The sequence below is a fragment of the Helicobacter macacae MIT 99-5501 genome (assembly GCF_000507845.1).
In the GTDB taxonomy this organism is placed as follows: Bacteria; Campylobacterota; Campylobacteria; order Campylobacterales; family Helicobacteraceae; genus Helicobacter_B; species Helicobacter_B macacae.
Genome location: NZ_KI669454.1, coordinates 1,441,927 through 1,457,157 on the forward strand (window position 1 = coordinate 1,441,927; position 15,231 = coordinate 1,457,157).

Below are 15,231 nucleotides of genomic sequence, written 5' to 3' on the forward strand. Positions count from 1 at the left end.
GCAAAAAAATACTAGAGATTTTGTTTGGAAGTTTTGCCTTACTTGCACATTCTAGAATCTAGAGGCGTATTTTTATATCAGGGCTTCACACCATTTTTGCAAACTCTTTGTTTTTCTCACCCTTTTTTTTATGCCATTTTGCTTTTTTTACGCCATTTTCACACCCTCCTTCCTCTTCACCCCCTTTCGCACTTTTTTCACACTTTTTTACGCTCTCAAAATCCCCTAAATCTCCCTTATGATTTTGGCGGGATTGCCCCCTACGATGACATTTGGCGGGACGCTTTTGGTTACCACCGCACCCGCAGCGATTATGGAGTTATCCCCTATGCTAACGCTTGGGAGGATTGTGGCATTTACGCCTATCCACACGCGTTTGCCAATTTTCACGCCCTTGCATAGCGTGGTGGAGCGATTTTGCGGATTGAAGTCGTGGTTTATCGTTATGACATTTACCTTTGGTGCGATAAATGTCCCCTCGCCAATCTCAATCCCGCCCCTATCCATAAAGGTGCAGCAAGTGTTGATAAACACGCCCTTTTCAAGGCGGATATTGCGCCCAAAGTCCGTGTAAAAGGGCGGCATAACCCACACACTTTTATCAAGCGCGTAGCCAAAAAGTTCGCACAAAATCGCGTGTGTTTCCTCGCGCGAGTGATAGCCTGTGTTTAGGTGCGCTACGAGCTTTTGGGCATTTGAGATGGCGTTGTGCATTTCCTCCCAGCCCTCACTCTCATAGTTTATGCCCTCGCCATTTATGTCGCGCGTAAAGATTTCGTGGCTAAAATCCACATTCTCTAAGCCGAGCAATTCTTTTAAATTGAGTTGATTTTGCATTTTGCCAATCCTTTTAAGTTTAAATTTTAAAACGCAATTATAAAAGATGAGAGTTGCTATCTGTCAAGGGGCTTTGTAAAAAATTATAGTAATTTTAAAAAAACTAACTATGTATTAAGTATATATTTTATAAAATTCTGCAGAAAATACTAACTTAAGGAATAGTTCAATGCCACAAAATCTATCAAACTCACCAAACCAAAATTCGCCAAAAACGCTCATCATTTACCTTTCATATCCCGGTTTGGGCGATAGCTTATTTTATAGCCATTTACCACGAATCGCCAAAACGGCTAATGGGGGGGGGGGGGGGAAATTACGATAAAGTCTATATTCAGCCTTTTTATAATTTTAGAAGCGATGATTACAAAAGGCTTATTTGGGAGGCGAATCCCTATGTCGATGGAGTGTTAGAAAACTACTATATCACTTCGCCTTTTGGGTGGCAAAATCCAAACGCAAAGCCACCTTATGATGACACACAAGCCTTTCCATTTTTCTCTTACAAAAATCTACCCTTTACACGCGCAGAAAATCTGCTTGATAAAATTATGCTTCATTTTGGGCTTGATGATGGGGAGCGAATGCACGAGCCAGAGATTTATTATAAGCCAAAATTTCGCCCCGAATTTCATAAGGTGATTTTCGACCCAAATTTTGTGTCCCAAGCAAGTTGCGAATTTAGCGACATACTCACCTTTTTTAAAGAAATGAATGTAAAAATAGACGCCGTAATGGGCAAAAAGCCCACAGGCAAAAATAGTGCCACGCAAAAGGCGTGTTTTGATTATAATATAGACACTGAATTTATAGAAACGCCTACTTTGGAGGACTTTTGCGATTTGATTTACTCAGCAAAGGCGATTTATTGCTTTGTAACAGGCACAGCGAGTCTTTGCGCTGCGCTTAAAAAACCAGCAAATGTTCTTGTGGGCACGAAAGAGCCTTACATTTGCCCTAGATACTTGCATTCGCCACTACATAAATATTATAATATTTACCCCGCTGATATAAGGGCGAATCTATGTCCTAAACGCATAAAGCGGTTTAAGATTTTGGGTATAAAGGGGCAGATTAAGATAAAGCAAAAGAATTTTGAAAGGCTTTTAAGTGTTATAAAAGCCATTTTGCCAAAAAGATTCGGGGCGAATTTGGCGGAGCGTTTAGACTTAGCATTTGGTGCGAATCCAAGCCAAACACTCACGCCAAGAGAAGCCAAAACGCGCTATAAAAATCTCATAAAAGAAGTATTTGTGTTAAAGTCTTAAAATAATAATGTGCGATGAGGTAAAACGCTAAATGCCCAATTCTTGGAATTCTTTTTTGATAACACCTATAAAAGAGCCACTATCCAAATAATAGTTTGGATAAGCTTGTTTAAGTAATTTAAATTTATCAAGCGAAATTAACACGACATCTATGTTCTGATTTTCTTTTGAATCTTGCTCATAAAAATCATAAAATTTCTTTGCTCCATCAAAATCTTTTCGCCTAAAACCCATAATTCTCAAAGTATTTTTCGACAAATTAAGCACGACAATAAAGTAGTAATTTTTTTCATTAACTTGCTTTTCTATATTTTGCCCTGAAACAACTAGCCCTGACAAAGTTTTAAGAATATTGTGCTGTTTATCTAGTGTAGCGATTTTCTTGCATATATATTTTTTTGATAAATTCTCATATTCACTTTGTTTTGTTGTATTTTCTATGCACGAAAATAAGGCACTAGATAATCTAAAAAATTCCTTATAATAATCTTCCCCCTCTCCTTGCTTAATCTTTGACTTACTTTTCATTCCCAAAACTTCCACCGCAGTAGCCCAATAGTGTTGCAGTTGAGTTCTAATCTGTAATTCTAATCGCATTTTAGAGGCATCTTTATATTCAAATATTTGATGAATCGAGCGGTAGCCGTCATTTTTGGGACTTGCTATATAGTCTTTGGTGTCAATAAGTTTAAATTTTCTACTACCTTTTAAATATGTTTCCTCCATAGACTTTTGAAAATTTTTAACTTGTTGCATTTCCTTAAATACAACCCTAACCCCAGCAATATCTTGCATTCTATCAAGTTTCATATCTTTGAATCGTTTTAGTTTAAACTCAATAGAAGTAAGCCTTTTTAGTCGTCTCGCAACTATAATGGCTTTAAGATTATGGATAGTCAGCTTTCTGTTTATGACATTTACCATAGCTGTCATAATAGGAATATGAATGCTTCGCCACAATGATACAGCCTTGTAATCATCAGGTGTAGCTTTGTCATTCCTTATATTTTCACCAGCTTTTCTAACTCTATTCTTAGCAATGATAATATCGTTTTCGCCCATTTTTCAATCTTTTTTATTATATTTTGCATAAACAATGCAAATAAGCAAAAAATAATCCATCGTAAATACAAACTTAAATTTTATTTAGTTTTTATTTGTAAATCCCCTATTTTGTGGCTTTTGTGAAGTGAATCACAAAGTTGCGTTTTTGGGATTTTAGCTTAGCAAGCGTTTGCGTATCTATGCGTCCAAAGCGCACTAGCCCACTATGAAAGGGTTGCTTTGCATAGAAAATCCCCAGATTCTCCCACGGAGAGAAATAAAACAAATCCCCCACTTGCGGGTCATAGCCATTTAGTCCGCTAGTGTTTAGTGGCTTTGGCAGGGCATTTGAGATTTTTTCTTTGCCCACATAGTCGCTAAATTCTAGAGTGAGAGGCAGTTGCGCGTAAAAATCACGCGTGGCAGGATTGTCCTCTAGCTCTATGATTGTGCGCACTTGCGCTTCGTCCTCAAAACTCATCTCTATCATCATTTTTGCTCCATTTGTGCTTTTATTTACGCTAGATTGCGCACCTAGTGGCATTACTATAAACACAACAAACGCTATACACGCCACAAATCCTTTAACAATTTTTGTCATTTTTGCCTCCTTAAACTTCCAAAACGCACTTTGCAAAAATCTCACAAAATCCCTATTTCGCAGGTTTGTTAATACCAAAACTCTCTCTCACGCCAAAGCCTTGCTCCAAACATAGCCGAATCACAAGGTGTGCGATAGATTTGCGCGAGATATACGCACTTGGATTTTTGAATTTCTCGCCCTTTTTGGTAAGCTCATAGTCGATTTCATTAGCATTGCTAAACCACTGCGCACGGATTATCGTGTAGTCTAACCCACTTGCTTCGATTACGCGCACAGCTTCTCGGTGCGGTGGATTGTAAGCGCGGATACGATTTAGCTCCGATTCGGGAATCTCCCCGTCATACACGCCGTAACTGCTTATCCAAATGAGCCTTTTTAGCCCCGCTTCTTTCATCGCAGCTATGATAGTTTCTGCCATTTTTGGCAAGTCGCTCCCAGCGAGATTGGCATACACGACATTTACGCCACTCATCGCGTTTTTGAGCGCGTTTTTATCCAGCGCATCGCCCTCGATAAGTTGCACGCGATTTGGATTTTGCTTTGCCACATTTGATAAGCGACTAGCATTTCGCAAATACAGCTTCAAATCCGCGTTACTCCCTGCGAGAAATCCTTGCGTAGCGACTTTTGCCACGCTACCATTTGCCCCGATGATAAGCACGGACACCTTTTCTTGCGTGCCTTTTATGTCGCTAAAGTCTTTTTCGCTCCAGCTTGTAGCACACGCGCAACCTACAAATCCAAACAATGCGCCACTAAGTGCGATAAGTAATTTTTTCATTGTGAATCTCCTTTATTTTTAAATTCTAACTATCCCAGCCAAACTGCGAAGTATTCGTATCCATTGCGCTTAATGTCGCCTTATCACGCTCATCAAGCGCGAAGTCAAACACAGCGATATTTTCTTGCATTCGCTCTAGCCTAGAAGTCTTTGGAATCACTACTATGCCTTGCTCTATGAGAAATCGCAATGCCACTTGCGCCATAGTTTTGTTATGCTTTTTAGCGATTTGTAGCAAGGTAGCGTTGTGAAAAAAGTCGTTTTTCCCCGCCACAAAAGGACTCCACGACTGCAAAATAATGCCTTGCTTTTTCATCACTTCACGCAGGGATTTTTGCTGATGAAAAATATGCGTTTGGCATTGATTTATCGCAGGGACTACCTCGCAACCTTCAATAAAATCCGCCAAATCCTTTTGCTTAAAGTTTGAGATTCCAAGTGCGCGGATTGCACCCTCTTTGTAGAGCCTTTCCATTGCCTTATACATTTGCTTTGCATTCCTGTAAGTGTCGTGGATAAGGAGCAAATCAAGCCTATCAAGCCTTAGCTTTTTCATTGAGGTTTCAAAAGCCCTTAGCGTCTCATCATAGCCCATATTGCTTGAGAGTTTGGTAGTGATGAAAAACTCCTCGCGCTTAATTTCTGCAAGCGCGTTTGCCACTGCGTTGCCTACTTCGCGCTCGTTGCCATACATTTGCGCGGTGTCAATTAGTCGGTAGCCCACTTGCAAGGCTTGGCTTATGGCTTCTTGCCCGCTTTTGCCACTAAGCCCATAAGTGCCAAGCCCTAGAATTGGCATTTTTATGCCGTTATTAAGCGTTAGAAATTCCATTTTTACCCCCTTGCTTTGTGCTTTGGTAGTCTTTGAATCCTTTGCAAATAATGGCAACGCAGTAGTCATCATCGCAAGTCCTGCGAACCTTGTGCAATCCGCGACAAACTCCCGCCGTTTGTTATTAAAACAATCACTTTGCATTTCTGCTCCTTTTAATATTAGTTTTGCCCTCTAGATTCTAGAATCTAGAGTGTGCGAAGATACACAGATTCTAACTCAAACTTTTCATATCAATCACAAAGCGGAAGTTTGCCTTGCCTTGCGCGACTTTTTGATACGCACTATCAAGCTGTGTGATTGGGATTAGCTCAATGTCGGGGTAGATATTGTTTTTCACGCTAAAATCAAGCATTTCTTGTGTTTCTTTTATGCCACCGATAAGCGAGCTATACACTTTCCTGCGAAACTGCCAAATCATCGCGTTTGCGTCCAAACTAGGATTGTCTTTATGTGAGGGCAAGCCCACGATTGCCATTTCGCCATACATTTTTAGCATTTTTTGATACGCGTTTATATCGTAATGATAGGGAATCGTAGAGATGATGAAGTCAAATTCATTTGTGATTTGGCTAAACTCTTTGCTATTCACATTGACAAATCGCTTCGCACCAAGCCCTAGCACCGCTTCGCGCTTATCTACTATGTCAAATCCCGTAACCTCCGCGCCAAGTGCCACCATATATTTCACTGCCAAATGTCCTAGTCCGCCCACACCTGCTACGGCGACTTTTTGCCCTTTTTTGACTTTGCTAAACATTATGGGCGAGTAAGTTGTGATTCCAGCGCAAAGCAGTGGCGCGACTTTTTCTATTTGCGCGGTTTTTGGCACTTTTATGGCAAATTTTTCACTCACTACATAGTTGTTTGAGTAGCCACCGAAAGTGATTTCATCGTTATGAAAGACATCTTTGCTATTGTAAGTAAAGACGGTTTTAGCGTTTGTGCAAAACTGCTCTTCGCTGCGTTTGCACGCTTCGCACTCCCCGCAAGAATTTACCATACAGCCAATCCCCGCGTAATCGCCTATTTTAAATTTGCGCACTTTCTCTCCCACTGCGATTACGCGCCCTGCGATTTCGTGTCCGGGTATCATAGGATAGTTTGGCTTGCCGTGCTCGCCCAAAACCGCGTGCAAGTCGCTGTGGCAAATCCCCGCGTAGAGGATTTCTATGAGTATATCATTTGCGCCTAATGGGTGGCGTGTGAAGCTATGGGGCTTAAATTTGAAATCCTTGCTAAAAGCTGCGTAGCCTTTGCTTTGGATTCGCGCCCCGCTTTTTGCTTGGGATATTGCTTCATTTGAGCCGATGATTTGGCTTGCGCTCATTGTGCTTGCAGTGTTTGCTTGCGTGCTGCTAAAAATCGCGCCACCAAAAAGGGCTACGCCCGCGCTTAGTTTGGCAGAGTTTTTGACAAACTCGCGCCTTTTCTCATCGCGACAATCGCGCTGTGTGTCGTGCAATTTACCTTGCAATTTATCTTGAATATTTGTTTTCATTTTTTGCTCCTTTTAAATTATGAGTTTTGCACTCTAGATTCTAGAATCTAGAAGTGATAATAAAATTATAAAACTTGAGAGCAACTATCAGTCAAGAGAAAATCACGAAATTTTTATCAAAATGCGTAAAAATGATTTTTGAAATGAAGTTATAATGCAAAATATTTCAACACAAAGGGATTTTGTGGCTTACAACCAAAGTTTTTTCACTCCTCACATTTTCACTTACACCACTAAAGAGCTAGATTGCCTAAAGGCAAAGGACAAAAGGCTTGCAAAAGCGATTGACAAAATCGGCACAATCACGCGCGAGGGCGAGCGCGATATATTTGCAAGTGTCATTCATCACATAATCGCGCAACAAATTTCCACCAAAGCCCAAGCAAGCATTTGGGCACGGTTTTGCGCGCTTTTTAGCGAGGTAGAGAGTGAGAAAAAAAATGTGAAAAAGGCACAAAGCACAGATTCACAATCCAAGCAAAAAGCGCAAGTCCTCTTAGCCATAGACATAGACAAAATCCGCTCTTGTGGGATTTCCTCGCGCAAGGCACAATACATTTTAGACTTCGCCCACAAAGTGCAAAGTGGGGAGTTTGACATAGAGGCGGTGGCAAAAATGAGCGATGAAAAAGCCATAGAAAGCCTAATCAAACTTCGTGGGATAGGCGTTTGGACGGCGGAGATGATATTGCTTTTTTGCTTGCAGCGCAAGGATATTTTAAGCTATGATGATTTGGCACTGCAACGCGGGCTAAAAATGCTCTACGCGCTTAAGTGTGAGGGCAAAAATGGCAAAATCCCAAAAGAAGTGTTTGCGACATATAGGGCGAAATTTAGCCCCTATGGCAGTATCGCAAGCCTTTATCTTTGGGAAATTGCAAGCGGGAAGTTTGAGATTTAGGGGTTTAGAATTTTTATTGTGCTTTATAAATTTTGGTGCTTTTGTAAGTTTTGCGCTTTTATGAGCGCGGAGCGAAAAAGGCGAAACCTAAGGAGTAAAAAATGGCAAGTAGTGAGGCGTTTAAGGACTTTGTCTTGGAGCGATTGGAGCAGTGCGCTAGGGAGTATCTAAATGGTGCGTTTGCCTTTAGTGCGCTAAAAATGTTTGGGGAATATTGCGTGTATATCAGTGAGTTTGGGAACTTGGAAAGCCAAAGGAGCAAAAAAGTGCTGTTTTTGCTCTGCGATGAGCAGGTGTTTATCAAAAAGTATGAAGCCTTAGATGAAGTTGCTAGCGAGTATGAGGGGTTTTTTGCGCTTGGATTCCCTTTTGTCGGTGCGAGGGAACATTATATTTTAGACATCGAAAACCTTGAGCTACTAGCCAAAATAGTGCAATCCACCCTGCCCTATCTACCCACACCAAAGTCAAAAAATACACACCAAAGCAAGCGTGCAAAAGCAAGAAAGCCAAACTTGCTAGAGCAATAAAAAAACGATGATTTTTAATTATACGCCAAACTCTCGCTTATATTTTGCTTTGCTATCTTTTTCAATGTGTCGCAAAGTAGCACCATAAAAAATACTAAAATTGTGGCAAAAAATTTGTGTTGATAGATTATGATTCTATCCAAAAGTGCGAACTACGCGCGAAAATCCGCACAAAAATCTAAGCCAAAATCCACATAAGGAAAATCACAAATGAAAAAATACGCAAAAGAATTTTTAAAAAACCCTCTGCAAAATTCTGCCCTGCTGTATGCAATCGTAGGTGTTGCAAATACGATTGTGGGGCTTGGCGTGATATTTGCGCTAATGTATGTGGGAGTAAAGCCTGAAGTTGCAAATCCTATTGGCTATGTCGTAGGGTTTTTGAACTCATATTTTCTAAATAAAAAATTCACTTTCAAGTCGGCAAACTCACACAAAAGGGACTTTGTGAGGTTTGGTGTGGCTATGGGCGTAGCTTATCTCATAAACCTAGCCGTGCTACTTGGAATGCACTATGGGTGTGGCACGGATAAATACATAGCCCAAATCATCGCAAGTGTGTGCTACACCATAAGCGGATATTGCATTAGCAAACTTTGGGCTTTTAAGCCAAGCAAGAAAGAAAGTGAGTGAGTGAGGTAAAATCAAGCATTGATAGCAAAAAATGATAAAGCTATTTGCGATAAATTTAGCATTGTAAACAATAGAAAAAACTTTTTTAATCATAGTGTGAAAATTTCGGCTATATCAACTAAGATTGCGTTTTTTAAATTGTCTTTGCAAGGTTTGGTAAGAAGTTAAAAAAGTCTAAAAAAGAATGGCTCCGGATGCAGGATTCGAACCTGCGACCAAGCGGTTAACAGCCGCCTACTCTACCGCTGAGCTAATCCGGAATCTAAAAAATATCGCCTAAAAAACTAAAAAGAAATAAAGGCAAAATTCTACGAAAAAATCGCGCTAATGTCAAGGTTTTACGCAACAAAAGCGCGGATTTTGTATATTTTTATTTTTTAAAACTACAAAAAAGATTTGATTCTCACATTTTTGTCTTTGCTTTTATCCCTAGCAATGATAGCCCCTGCGTGATTGATAGGCTTACAAGTTTTGAGATTTTTAGATATATTGCTTCGTTTTTGCTACCCAAAATCTTAGTAGCATTGTAAAATCCGTGATATGCGCTTGAGAGGTTTTTTAGGTATTCACAGATTTTTTGCAAGCTCCTCTCATCATACGCCATTTCTGCTATGCGTGGCAAAAGTAGTGCCAAAAACGCTAGCTCCATTATCTCGCTATTTTCTTTGCCCTCTTGGCTAGATTCTAGCTTCGCGCTCAAAATCTCTCCCTCACTCAAGCTAGATTTTGCACACATTGTGTGGATTCTAGCATTTGCATAGTTGATATAAAATATAGGATTGCTTGCGTCCTCCTTGCTAAGCATATCTATGTCAAACTCCAAATGCGTATCAGGCTTTTTTGTCAAAAACACAAACCTAAGCTCATCTGCACTAATCTCATCAAGCACTTCGCCAATCAAAATAAAATTCCCCGCTCGCTTACTCATCTTGTATGGTTTGCCCTCTTTTAGCAGGCTTACCATTTGTGCTAGCAAGACTTCAAGCCTAGATGAGTCAAATCCCAAAAACTCCATAGAAGCCTTTACTCGTGGGATATAGCCGTGATGGTCAGCACCCCAAATATTTATCAGTCTATCAAATCCGCGCTTATACTTGTAGCGATGATAGATAATATCCCCAGCTAGATATGTTGGTTCGCTATTTTCTCGCACCACCACCCTATCTTTCTCATCGCCAAATTGGCTAGATTTTAGCCAGATTTTGCTATCTTTATCATAGACACCGTTATTTGATTTTAACTCTTTTAGAGTATCCTTCCACTGCGTATAGAGGCTTTTCTCACTTACGAAATTATCAAAGCAAATGTGTAATCTCTCCAAATCAGTCTTAATAATCTCTAGCATAAGATTTTTGCCGAAATCTTTTAATTGCTCAAGGTTTGAGATTATGTTTTTTGGCAAGAAAAAATCCTTGCCAAAATGGCTAATCGCATCTTGTGCTGCTTTAGCGATATACTCGCCTTTATAAGTCTCTCCTGCCTCTTCTGCCTCTAGCAAAATCTGTGGCAAAGGGCTAAATTCTAGTATCCTTAGCCCACTAAGTGCGAGTGAATATGCTAGCTTATCCATTTGTGCGCCAGCGTCATTTATGTAGTATTCTGTGGTGATATTTTTCCCTAGATATTCTCCCACACGCTTCAAGCTATCGCCATAGACAGCACCTCGTGCGTGCCCTATATGAAGCGGTCCTGTGGGATTTGCGCTGACATACTCAAGGAGAATTTTTTCTTGCTGTGATTTTTTTTGCGTTAGAGTATTTTCAAACGCGCTCTGTATGCAGTGATGAAAAAACTCGGCACTCAAAGTGAGATTGATATAGCCATTCACTTGAGATACTTTGCTAAACTCGGCTTTTGATTCTAGTTTAGCACATATTTCTTGTGCGATTTGTGTAGGAGGAAGTTTTTTAATCTTTGCTAGACTAAAAGCTATGGGTGTGGCAATATGCCCAAAATCTTTATTTTTAGGTAGCTCTAAAACTACCTCTTGCCCTACGATTTCACTTATGATATTTTTGATAGAAGCAAACATAATTTGTGATTTTATCTAGTTGGGTTTTATCTAGCTTGTGCTTTTTGTCATTTTTGCAAGATTGCCAAGTGGATTATGCTTTCTTAGAGCGTCCACGCTTTTTGGGAGAATCTACCCCACTAGAAGAAGTAGCACTAACAGAAGCAGTGGCCTTGTCTGCAGAAGTCTTTGTGCTAGAGCCTTTTGGACGAGTGCGCCCCCTTGTGCTTTGGGAAATTTGTGGCTGTGAAGTGCTAGCTTCTATGATTGTTTGCCCTGAAGTGTTGGCAACGCTACTAGACTCCTCATCATCATCTTTTATCGCCTTTTTGAAGCCCTTGATTCCTGTGCCGATGCCTTTCATAAGCTCGGGGATTTTTTTGCCACCAAAAAGTATCAAAACCACCGCTATGACAATAGCCCAATGCCACCAGCTACCTGCTCCCATCTATCGCTCCTTTATTAAATTTTTACAAACAAAAACGCTGATAAAATGCTTAAACAAAAAATGTTATTGTAAAATTTTTTATTAAATAAAAATCCCACAGAATCGCAAAATATTCTATGCAAAATCTTTTTGCTAGCCTTTCCACTCCTGCATAAGCAAATCAGTGATTGCCTCTTGGGTGAGAAATTCTAACGAAGTAGCAATATGCAAAATCGCACTTTTTGCTTGTGCTATATCATCATTTATTATCACATAATCAAACTGCGAAATATGCTGCATTTCGTTATAAGCGTGCAAAAGTCGTAGCTCAATATGCTCCTTGCTATCGCTTTGTCGCTTCTCTAGTCGCTCACGCAAAATCTGCTTGCTTTTTGTCGTTACAAAAATAGATTTTGCTAGCTCGCCATAATGCTCTTTTATGCTTCTATGTCCCTGCACATCGACATCAAAAACCACTAGCTTGCCTTGATTTAGTGCTTTTTGGATAGGTTTTAGAGAAGTGCCGTAGTAGTGATTATGCACTTGAGCCCATTCCAAAAACTCCCCCTTTTCTATATCTGCGATAAATTCTCTTTCACTAACGAAATGATAATGCTCGCCGTCCCTCTCGCCATCGCGCATAGCCCTAGTCGTAGTAGAGATAGAAAAATACATATCACTTATGGATTCTTTTAGTGCGGTGCAAAGAGTGGATTTCCCAGCACCACTAGGACCTGAAAGAACCAAAATCCTACCACATTTTTGCCCTAAACGATTTTGGCTAATCTTTTTTTGATTTTTAGCACAATCAACCGTGCTAGACTTTGGAGGATTTTTCTGCGATTGTTGTGATTGCGCATTGCGTGATTGCGTTGTTTGTGGTTGCATTTTATACCTTTATCGTAGTTGTTGCCCCACTTTTTTCTAGCTCCGTTTTTTGCCCCGATTTTACTACGCTTTTATGCTTTGCTCTCTACTCTATCTTGGCAGATAGCTAATCCTGCGAAAAATCAATATCAATGCGGATATGCGCTCCCTCAAGCAGTGAGCTAATCTCCTCCGCGCTTTTATTGGCAAGTAGCTCGGTGATAAGTCGCTTTTGCGTGGATTTGGCACTTGATGATTTGGTAGAATCTTTTGAGCTAGATTCCACACTAGAGCCAAAATCCAAACTAGAATCTTTGGTATCAAAATCTTGTGCCACAACTTTTTCAAGCGAAGTGTCTAGCTCAGCGATAGCTGTATCTAGCCCGCTTATAGAATCTTTTGATTCTATTAAATTTTCTAGCTCTTCCAAAGATTTTGGCAACTCGGTTTTTGGCATATCCACATCATCTAGGCTACTTGCTTCTAAGTCGCTAGATTCGCTCTCTTCCAAGCTAATATCATCTAAGCTGCCCGCTTCTGCGCTATCAGCACTATCTATGTTATCTGTTTGCAAGCCACCCTCCTCTAAGCCACTTGCTGCCAAATCTTTGCTTAAGTCATCTTGTGCCAAATCCTGCAAATCATTCTCTAGGACGCTATCTAGCCCCATTTCATTTGCCAAATCCTCTTTAGAATCCTGTGTACTAGATTCTTTAGCATCTGCTTGTGTTTCATCGACTTGTGATTCTGTCTGCTCGCTCAAATCTGCCAACTCAAGCACTTTATCTATACTGCTAGCCTCATCTTTAACTGCCTCATCTACTTGGCTTATTTCATTATGAGACTCGCTAGGCGGCTCTCCCTCTGCCAAATCATTTTGCAAGACCGTTGGCGTCTCTTCTTCTAAGCTTTTTTGCAAATCCTGCTCCAAATTTTCTTGCAAATCTTTTATTACTTCATCTTGAATGGATTGTGTGGATACTTCTTTGCCTGCGCTTGCTTCTTGTGGGGCAAGAGACTGTGCTACCTCATCGCTTATCTGCTCTTTTGCCACTTCTGCTACGCTGGTATCCTCCACGCTAGCATCCGTGATAGACTCTTGTGGAGTTTCTACCACTGATTCTTGGCTAGAATCTTGTGTATTTTGAGCACCCTGCTCTGCCACACCCAAATCACTCAAAGGCTCTTTCTCACTTCCTGCCAAAGCCTCTTTATCCAAAGTAACGCCACTAGCCAAATCACTGCCCAAATCCTCCTCGCCTAACACTTCCATAATATCACTTTCACTCAAATCCGCAAACTCTCCTCCCTCGCTAGCTTCTTTGGCGTTTTCTTGTGCGGATTCCTCTTGTGTGGATTCTTGGATAGGTGCTTGTGCTTCTTGTTGTGCGCTAGGCTCACTAGCCTCTACGCTACCAATCTCCTCTCCAATAAATTCTTGTGATTCTTTGCTTGCACCCTCATCGCTTATGCCTGCTAGTGCCTCGCTAGCCAAATCACTATCTGCGCTAATTTCCGCACTATCCGCGCTCTCTGCACCTTTTGCCTCATCTATATCATCTGCTAATCCTGCGATTTCATCTGCACTATTTGCACTATCTGCCAATCCCTCGACTTGTGCTCCTGCATTTTCAGCAAGCAAGTCTTGTATCTCTTGGGCTTCATCTTTGTCAAGCACACCACCTTGCGCGGTAAAATCTAGGCTTGATTCTTGTGATTCTTGTGGCAAATCCTCTACATTACCATTTGTGCCACTTGCACTATCTGCTACACCTGCTATGTCATCAGTCGTTTCATTTGCAACCACTTCACTTGAAATGTCTAAGCCATCAAGGCTATCATCCAAACTATCTAAACTAGCTAAATCATCTTGTTTTTTATCCAAGTCCACTCCCAAACCCGCACTTGCGCTTTCGCCCAAATCCGCACCCAAATCGCCACTCAACCCCTCATCACTACCGATGTCATCTCCAAGCAGTTCATCACGCTCACTCACATCACTAGAAGCCACGCTAGAATCCGCGCCAAAATCCGCGCTAGGAGCACTATCTGTGCCACCTAGCCCATCTAGATTCCCAAGCACAGAGGCAGTGCCCAAATCATCTAACTTATCCAAACTATCTAACTGTCCATCTAATGAACTATCTAGAGAATCGCCCAAAGAGTTATCTAAAGAATTCTCATCAATGCTATCCAAATCCCCTGCCAAACTCTCTCTTATGTCTAAAGCAGAATCTAACTCATTAGGTTCTGCGCTATATTGCCCTGCAGATTCCCCACCCAGCGCATCCACTGAAGCAGGCTCGCTTAAAAAATCAGGTTCACTAGAAATATCCTGCACCGCACCTAAATCATTACCACCCAAATCATCTACGCTCGCCCCACTTTTTTCTCGCTCAAGCGCAGCTAGGCTTTTATGCTCGATATTTTCCCCCACTTCTAGGAAATTTTCTTCCTCATCTACTTGCTCTTTTTGCTCTTTTGCACTCTGAGCACTTGTCTTTGTCTCCACCGCGTCAGTATCAGGCAATGGTGGCAACTCCAAATTCCCCTCAAATAAATGTTCATCTTTCAAATCAAATTCATTAAGCGGTATATCTTTGATGGGTTCTATCGGTGTTTTTTGCTCCTCTTCGACAGCTCTATTGAAATCCTCGCCCCTATTCACAAGCTCTTTGCGCAATAGCTCCAAAATCTGCGTAGGCAAAAACGGCTTTTGGACAAGGTATTTAAACTCATTTAGAGGTTTGCGCCGTGAGTATATAAGACAGCTTAGAGATTCTGTGCCGATTTGCTTAGCGCGTTTTGTGTCGCTACCTAGCGCATTCTCATCGACAAACAAAAAGCAATCCTCCAGCATAGAAGAATCAACCTCTTCTAGGCTAATAAAATGCTGCACTTGCAACCCCGTCTTTTTCGCACAAGCCTCAATCAGCTTTGACACCATTAAATCTGTGTTAGCTATGACAATCTTCATACACGCCTACCCATTTCG

At 41.0% G+C, this 15,231-nt stretch carries 14 protein-coding genes, 1 tRNA gene and 1 pseudogene; 5 read left to right on the plus strand and 11 right to left on the minus strand.

All coding sequences use genetic code 11. The features are described 5' to 3' along the window. Nucleotides 1-225: 225 nt before the first annotated feature. The gene (locus tag HMPREF2086_RS06390; protein ID WP_023927959.1) at nt 226-837 is read right to left on the minus strand and encodes a sugar O-acetyltransferase; all 612 of its coding nucleotides are present in this window, start codon (nt 835-837) and stop codon (nt 226-228) included. Nucleotides 838-1,006: 169 nt separating this feature from the next. On the opposite strand from HMPREF2086_RS06390, the gene HMPREF2086_RS11565 reads away from it, so the two are divergent. Both HMPREF2086_RS11565 and HMPREF2086_RS06395 read left to right on the plus strand, forming a co-directional pair. Continuing rightward, entirely contained in the window at nt 1,007-1,162 is a 156-nt protein-coding gene (locus HMPREF2086_RS11565; protein WP_023927961.1) for a hypothetical protein, read from the plus strand. Next, nucleotides 1,134-2,105: a hypothetical protein gene (locus HMPREF2086_RS06395; RefSeq protein WP_023927963.1), complete on the plus strand. Its 972-nt coding sequence runs from the start codon at nt 1,134-1,136 to the stop codon at nt 2,103-2,105. Before HMPREF2086_RS11565 ends, HMPREF2086_RS06395 begins: the two co-directional genes overlap by 29 nt. A 27-nt stretch (nt 2,106-2,132) precedes the next feature. On the opposite strand, the gene HMPREF2086_RS06400 is transcribed toward HMPREF2086_RS06395, so the two are convergent. The 5 genes from HMPREF2086_RS06400 to HMPREF2086_RS06420 form a co-directional block, all read right to left on the minus strand. After that, on the minus strand, nt 2,133-3,167 hold the full coding sequence (locus HMPREF2086_RS06400; protein WP_023927964.1) for a RelA/SpoT domain-containing protein: 1,035 nt from the start codon (nt 3,165-3,167) through the stop codon (nt 2,133-2,135). A gap of 106 nt (nt 3,168-3,273) precedes the next feature. Next, the gene (locus HMPREF2086_RS06405) at nt 3,274-3,750 is read right to left on the minus strand and encodes a cyclophilin-like fold protein (RefSeq protein ID WP_023927966.1); all 477 of its coding nucleotides are present in this window, start codon (nt 3,748-3,750) and stop codon (nt 3,274-3,276) included. Between the two features lie 52 nt (nt 3,751-3,802). Further along, nucleotides 3,803-4,534: an NAD(P)H-binding protein gene (locus tag HMPREF2086_RS06410; protein WP_023927968.1), complete on the minus strand. Its 732-nt coding sequence runs from the start codon at nt 4,532-4,534 to the stop codon at nt 3,803-3,805. 25 nt (nt 4,535-4,559) lie between these two features. Next, on the minus strand, nt 4,560-5,510 hold the full coding sequence (locus tag HMPREF2086_RS06415; RefSeq protein ID WP_023927970.1) for an aldo/keto reductase: 951 nt from the start codon (nt 5,508-5,510) through the stop codon (nt 4,560-4,562). Nucleotides 5,511-5,580: 70 nt separating this feature from the next. Beyond that, nucleotides 5,581-6,696, minus strand: coding sequence for an NAD(P)-dependent alcohol dehydrogenase (locus tag HMPREF2086_RS06420; protein WP_034561305.1), 1,116 nt, complete (start codon nt 6,694-6,696; stop codon nt 5,581-5,583). A gap of 325 nt (nt 6,697-7,021) precedes the next feature. On the opposite strand from HMPREF2086_RS06420, the gene HMPREF2086_RS06425 reads away from it, so the two are divergent. The 3 genes from HMPREF2086_RS06425 to HMPREF2086_RS06435 all read left to right on the plus strand — a co-directional run bounded on the left by HMPREF2086_RS06425 (nt 7,022) and on the right by HMPREF2086_RS06435 (nt 8,931). After that, nucleotides 7,022-7,768, plus strand: a complete 747-nt coding sequence (locus tag HMPREF2086_RS06425) for a DNA-3-methyladenine glycosylase family protein (protein ID WP_023927974.1) — start codon at nt 7,022-7,024, stop codon at nt 7,766-7,768. Between the two features lie 101 nt (nt 7,769-7,869). Continuing rightward, on the plus strand, nt 7,870-8,298 hold the full coding sequence (locus HMPREF2086_RS06430) for a hypothetical protein (RefSeq protein WP_023927976.1): 429 nt from the start codon (nt 7,870-7,872) through the stop codon (nt 8,296-8,298). 210 nt (nt 8,299-8,508) lie between these two features. Further along, nucleotides 8,509-8,931 (plus strand): GtrA family protein, encoded by a 423-nt coding sequence (locus HMPREF2086_RS06435; protein ID WP_023927977.1) that lies wholly within the window; start codon nt 8,509-8,511, stop codon nt 8,929-8,931. A 185-nt stretch (nt 8,932-9,116) separates the two neighbouring features. Here HMPREF2086_RS06435 and HMPREF2086_RS06440 read toward each other — a convergent pair. The 5 genes and pseudogenes from HMPREF2086_RS06440 to HMPREF2086_RS06460 form a co-directional block, all read right to left on the minus strand. Continuing rightward, nucleotides 9,117-9,191: transfer RNA gene (locus HMPREF2086_RS06440), tRNA-Asn, on the minus strand. Nucleotides 9,192-9,334: 143 nt separating this feature from the next. After that, nucleotides 9,335-10,963 carry an arginine--tRNA ligase gene (gene argS / locus HMPREF2086_RS06445; protein ID WP_023927979.1) on the minus strand — a complete coding sequence of 543 codons (1,629 nt, stop codon included), beginning with the start codon at nt 10,961-10,963 and terminating at the stop codon, nt 9,335-9,337. Nucleotides 10,964-11,242: 279 nt separating this feature from the next. After that, nucleotides 11,243-11,390: pseudogene (gene tatA, locus HMPREF2086_RS12120) on the minus strand (twin-arginine translocase TatA/TatE family subunit); the annotation flags it as partial. A 132-nt stretch (nt 11,391-11,522) separates the two neighbouring features. After that, nucleotides 11,523-12,257, minus strand: a complete 735-nt coding sequence (gene gmk / locus HMPREF2086_RS06455; protein ID WP_023927981.1) for a guanylate kinase — start codon at nt 12,255-12,257, stop codon at nt 11,523-11,525. Nucleotides 12,258-12,363: 106 nt separating this feature from the next. Then, on the minus strand, nt 12,364-15,213 hold the full coding sequence (locus tag HMPREF2086_RS06460; protein WP_023927982.1) for a midas domain-containing protein: 2,850 nt from the start codon (nt 15,211-15,213) through the stop codon (nt 12,364-12,366). Between the last annotated feature and the right edge of the window lie 18 nt (nt 15,214-15,231).

What these genes read in the sequence shown, in the direction of transcription:
- HMPREF2086_RS06390 (WP_023927959.1), bottom strand. Translation starts at nt 837, where the DNA reads ATGCAAAATCAACTCAATTTAAAAGAATTGCTCGGCTTAGAGAATGTG.
- HMPREF2086_RS11565 (WP_023927961.1), top strand. Translation starts at nt 1,007, where the DNA reads ATGCCACAAAATCTATCAAACTCACCAAACCAAAATTCGCCAAAAACG.
- HMPREF2086_RS06395 (WP_023927963.1), top strand. Translation starts at nt 1,134, where the DNA reads ATGGGGGGGGGGGGGGGAAATTACGATAAAGTCTATATTCAGCCTTTT.
- HMPREF2086_RS06400 (WP_023927964.1), bottom strand. Translation starts at nt 3,167, where the DNA reads ATGGGCGAAAACGATATTATCATTGCTAAGAATAGAGTTAGAAAAGCT.
- HMPREF2086_RS06405 (WP_023927966.1), bottom strand. Translation starts at nt 3,750, where the DNA reads ATGACAAAAATTGTTAAAGGATTTGTGGCGTGTATAGCGTTTGTTGTG.
- HMPREF2086_RS06410 (WP_023927968.1), bottom strand. Translation starts at nt 4,534, where the DNA reads ATGAAAAAATTACTTATCGCACTTAGTGGCGCATTGTTTGGATTTGTA.
- HMPREF2086_RS06415 (WP_023927970.1), bottom strand. Translation starts at nt 5,510, where the DNA reads ATGCAAAGTGATTGTTTTAATAACAAACGGCGGGAGTTTGTCGCGGAT.
- HMPREF2086_RS06420 (WP_034561305.1), bottom strand. Translation starts at nt 6,696, where the DNA reads ATGAGCGCAAGCCAAATCATCGGCTCAAATGAAGCAATATCCCAAGCA.
- HMPREF2086_RS06425 (WP_023927974.1), top strand. Translation starts at nt 7,022, where the DNA reads ATGCAAAATATTTCAACACAAAGGGATTTTGTGGCTTACAACCAAAGT.
- HMPREF2086_RS06430 (WP_023927976.1), top strand. Translation starts at nt 7,870, where the DNA reads ATGGCAAGTAGTGAGGCGTTTAAGGACTTTGTCTTGGAGCGATTGGAG.
- HMPREF2086_RS06435 (WP_023927977.1), top strand. Translation starts at nt 8,509, where the DNA reads ATGAAAAAATACGCAAAAGAATTTTTAAAAAACCCTCTGCAAAATTCT.
- argS (WP_023927979.1), bottom strand. Translation starts at nt 10,963, where the DNA reads ATGTTTGCTTCTATCAAAAATATCATAAGTGAAATCGTAGGGCAAGAG.
- gmk (WP_023927981.1), bottom strand. Translation starts at nt 12,257, where the DNA reads ATGCAACCACAAACAACGCAATCACGCAATGCGCAATCACAACAATCG.
- HMPREF2086_RS06460 (WP_023927982.1), bottom strand. Translation starts at nt 15,213, where the DNA reads ATGAAGATTGTCATAGCTAACACAGATTTAATGGTGTCAAAGCTGATT.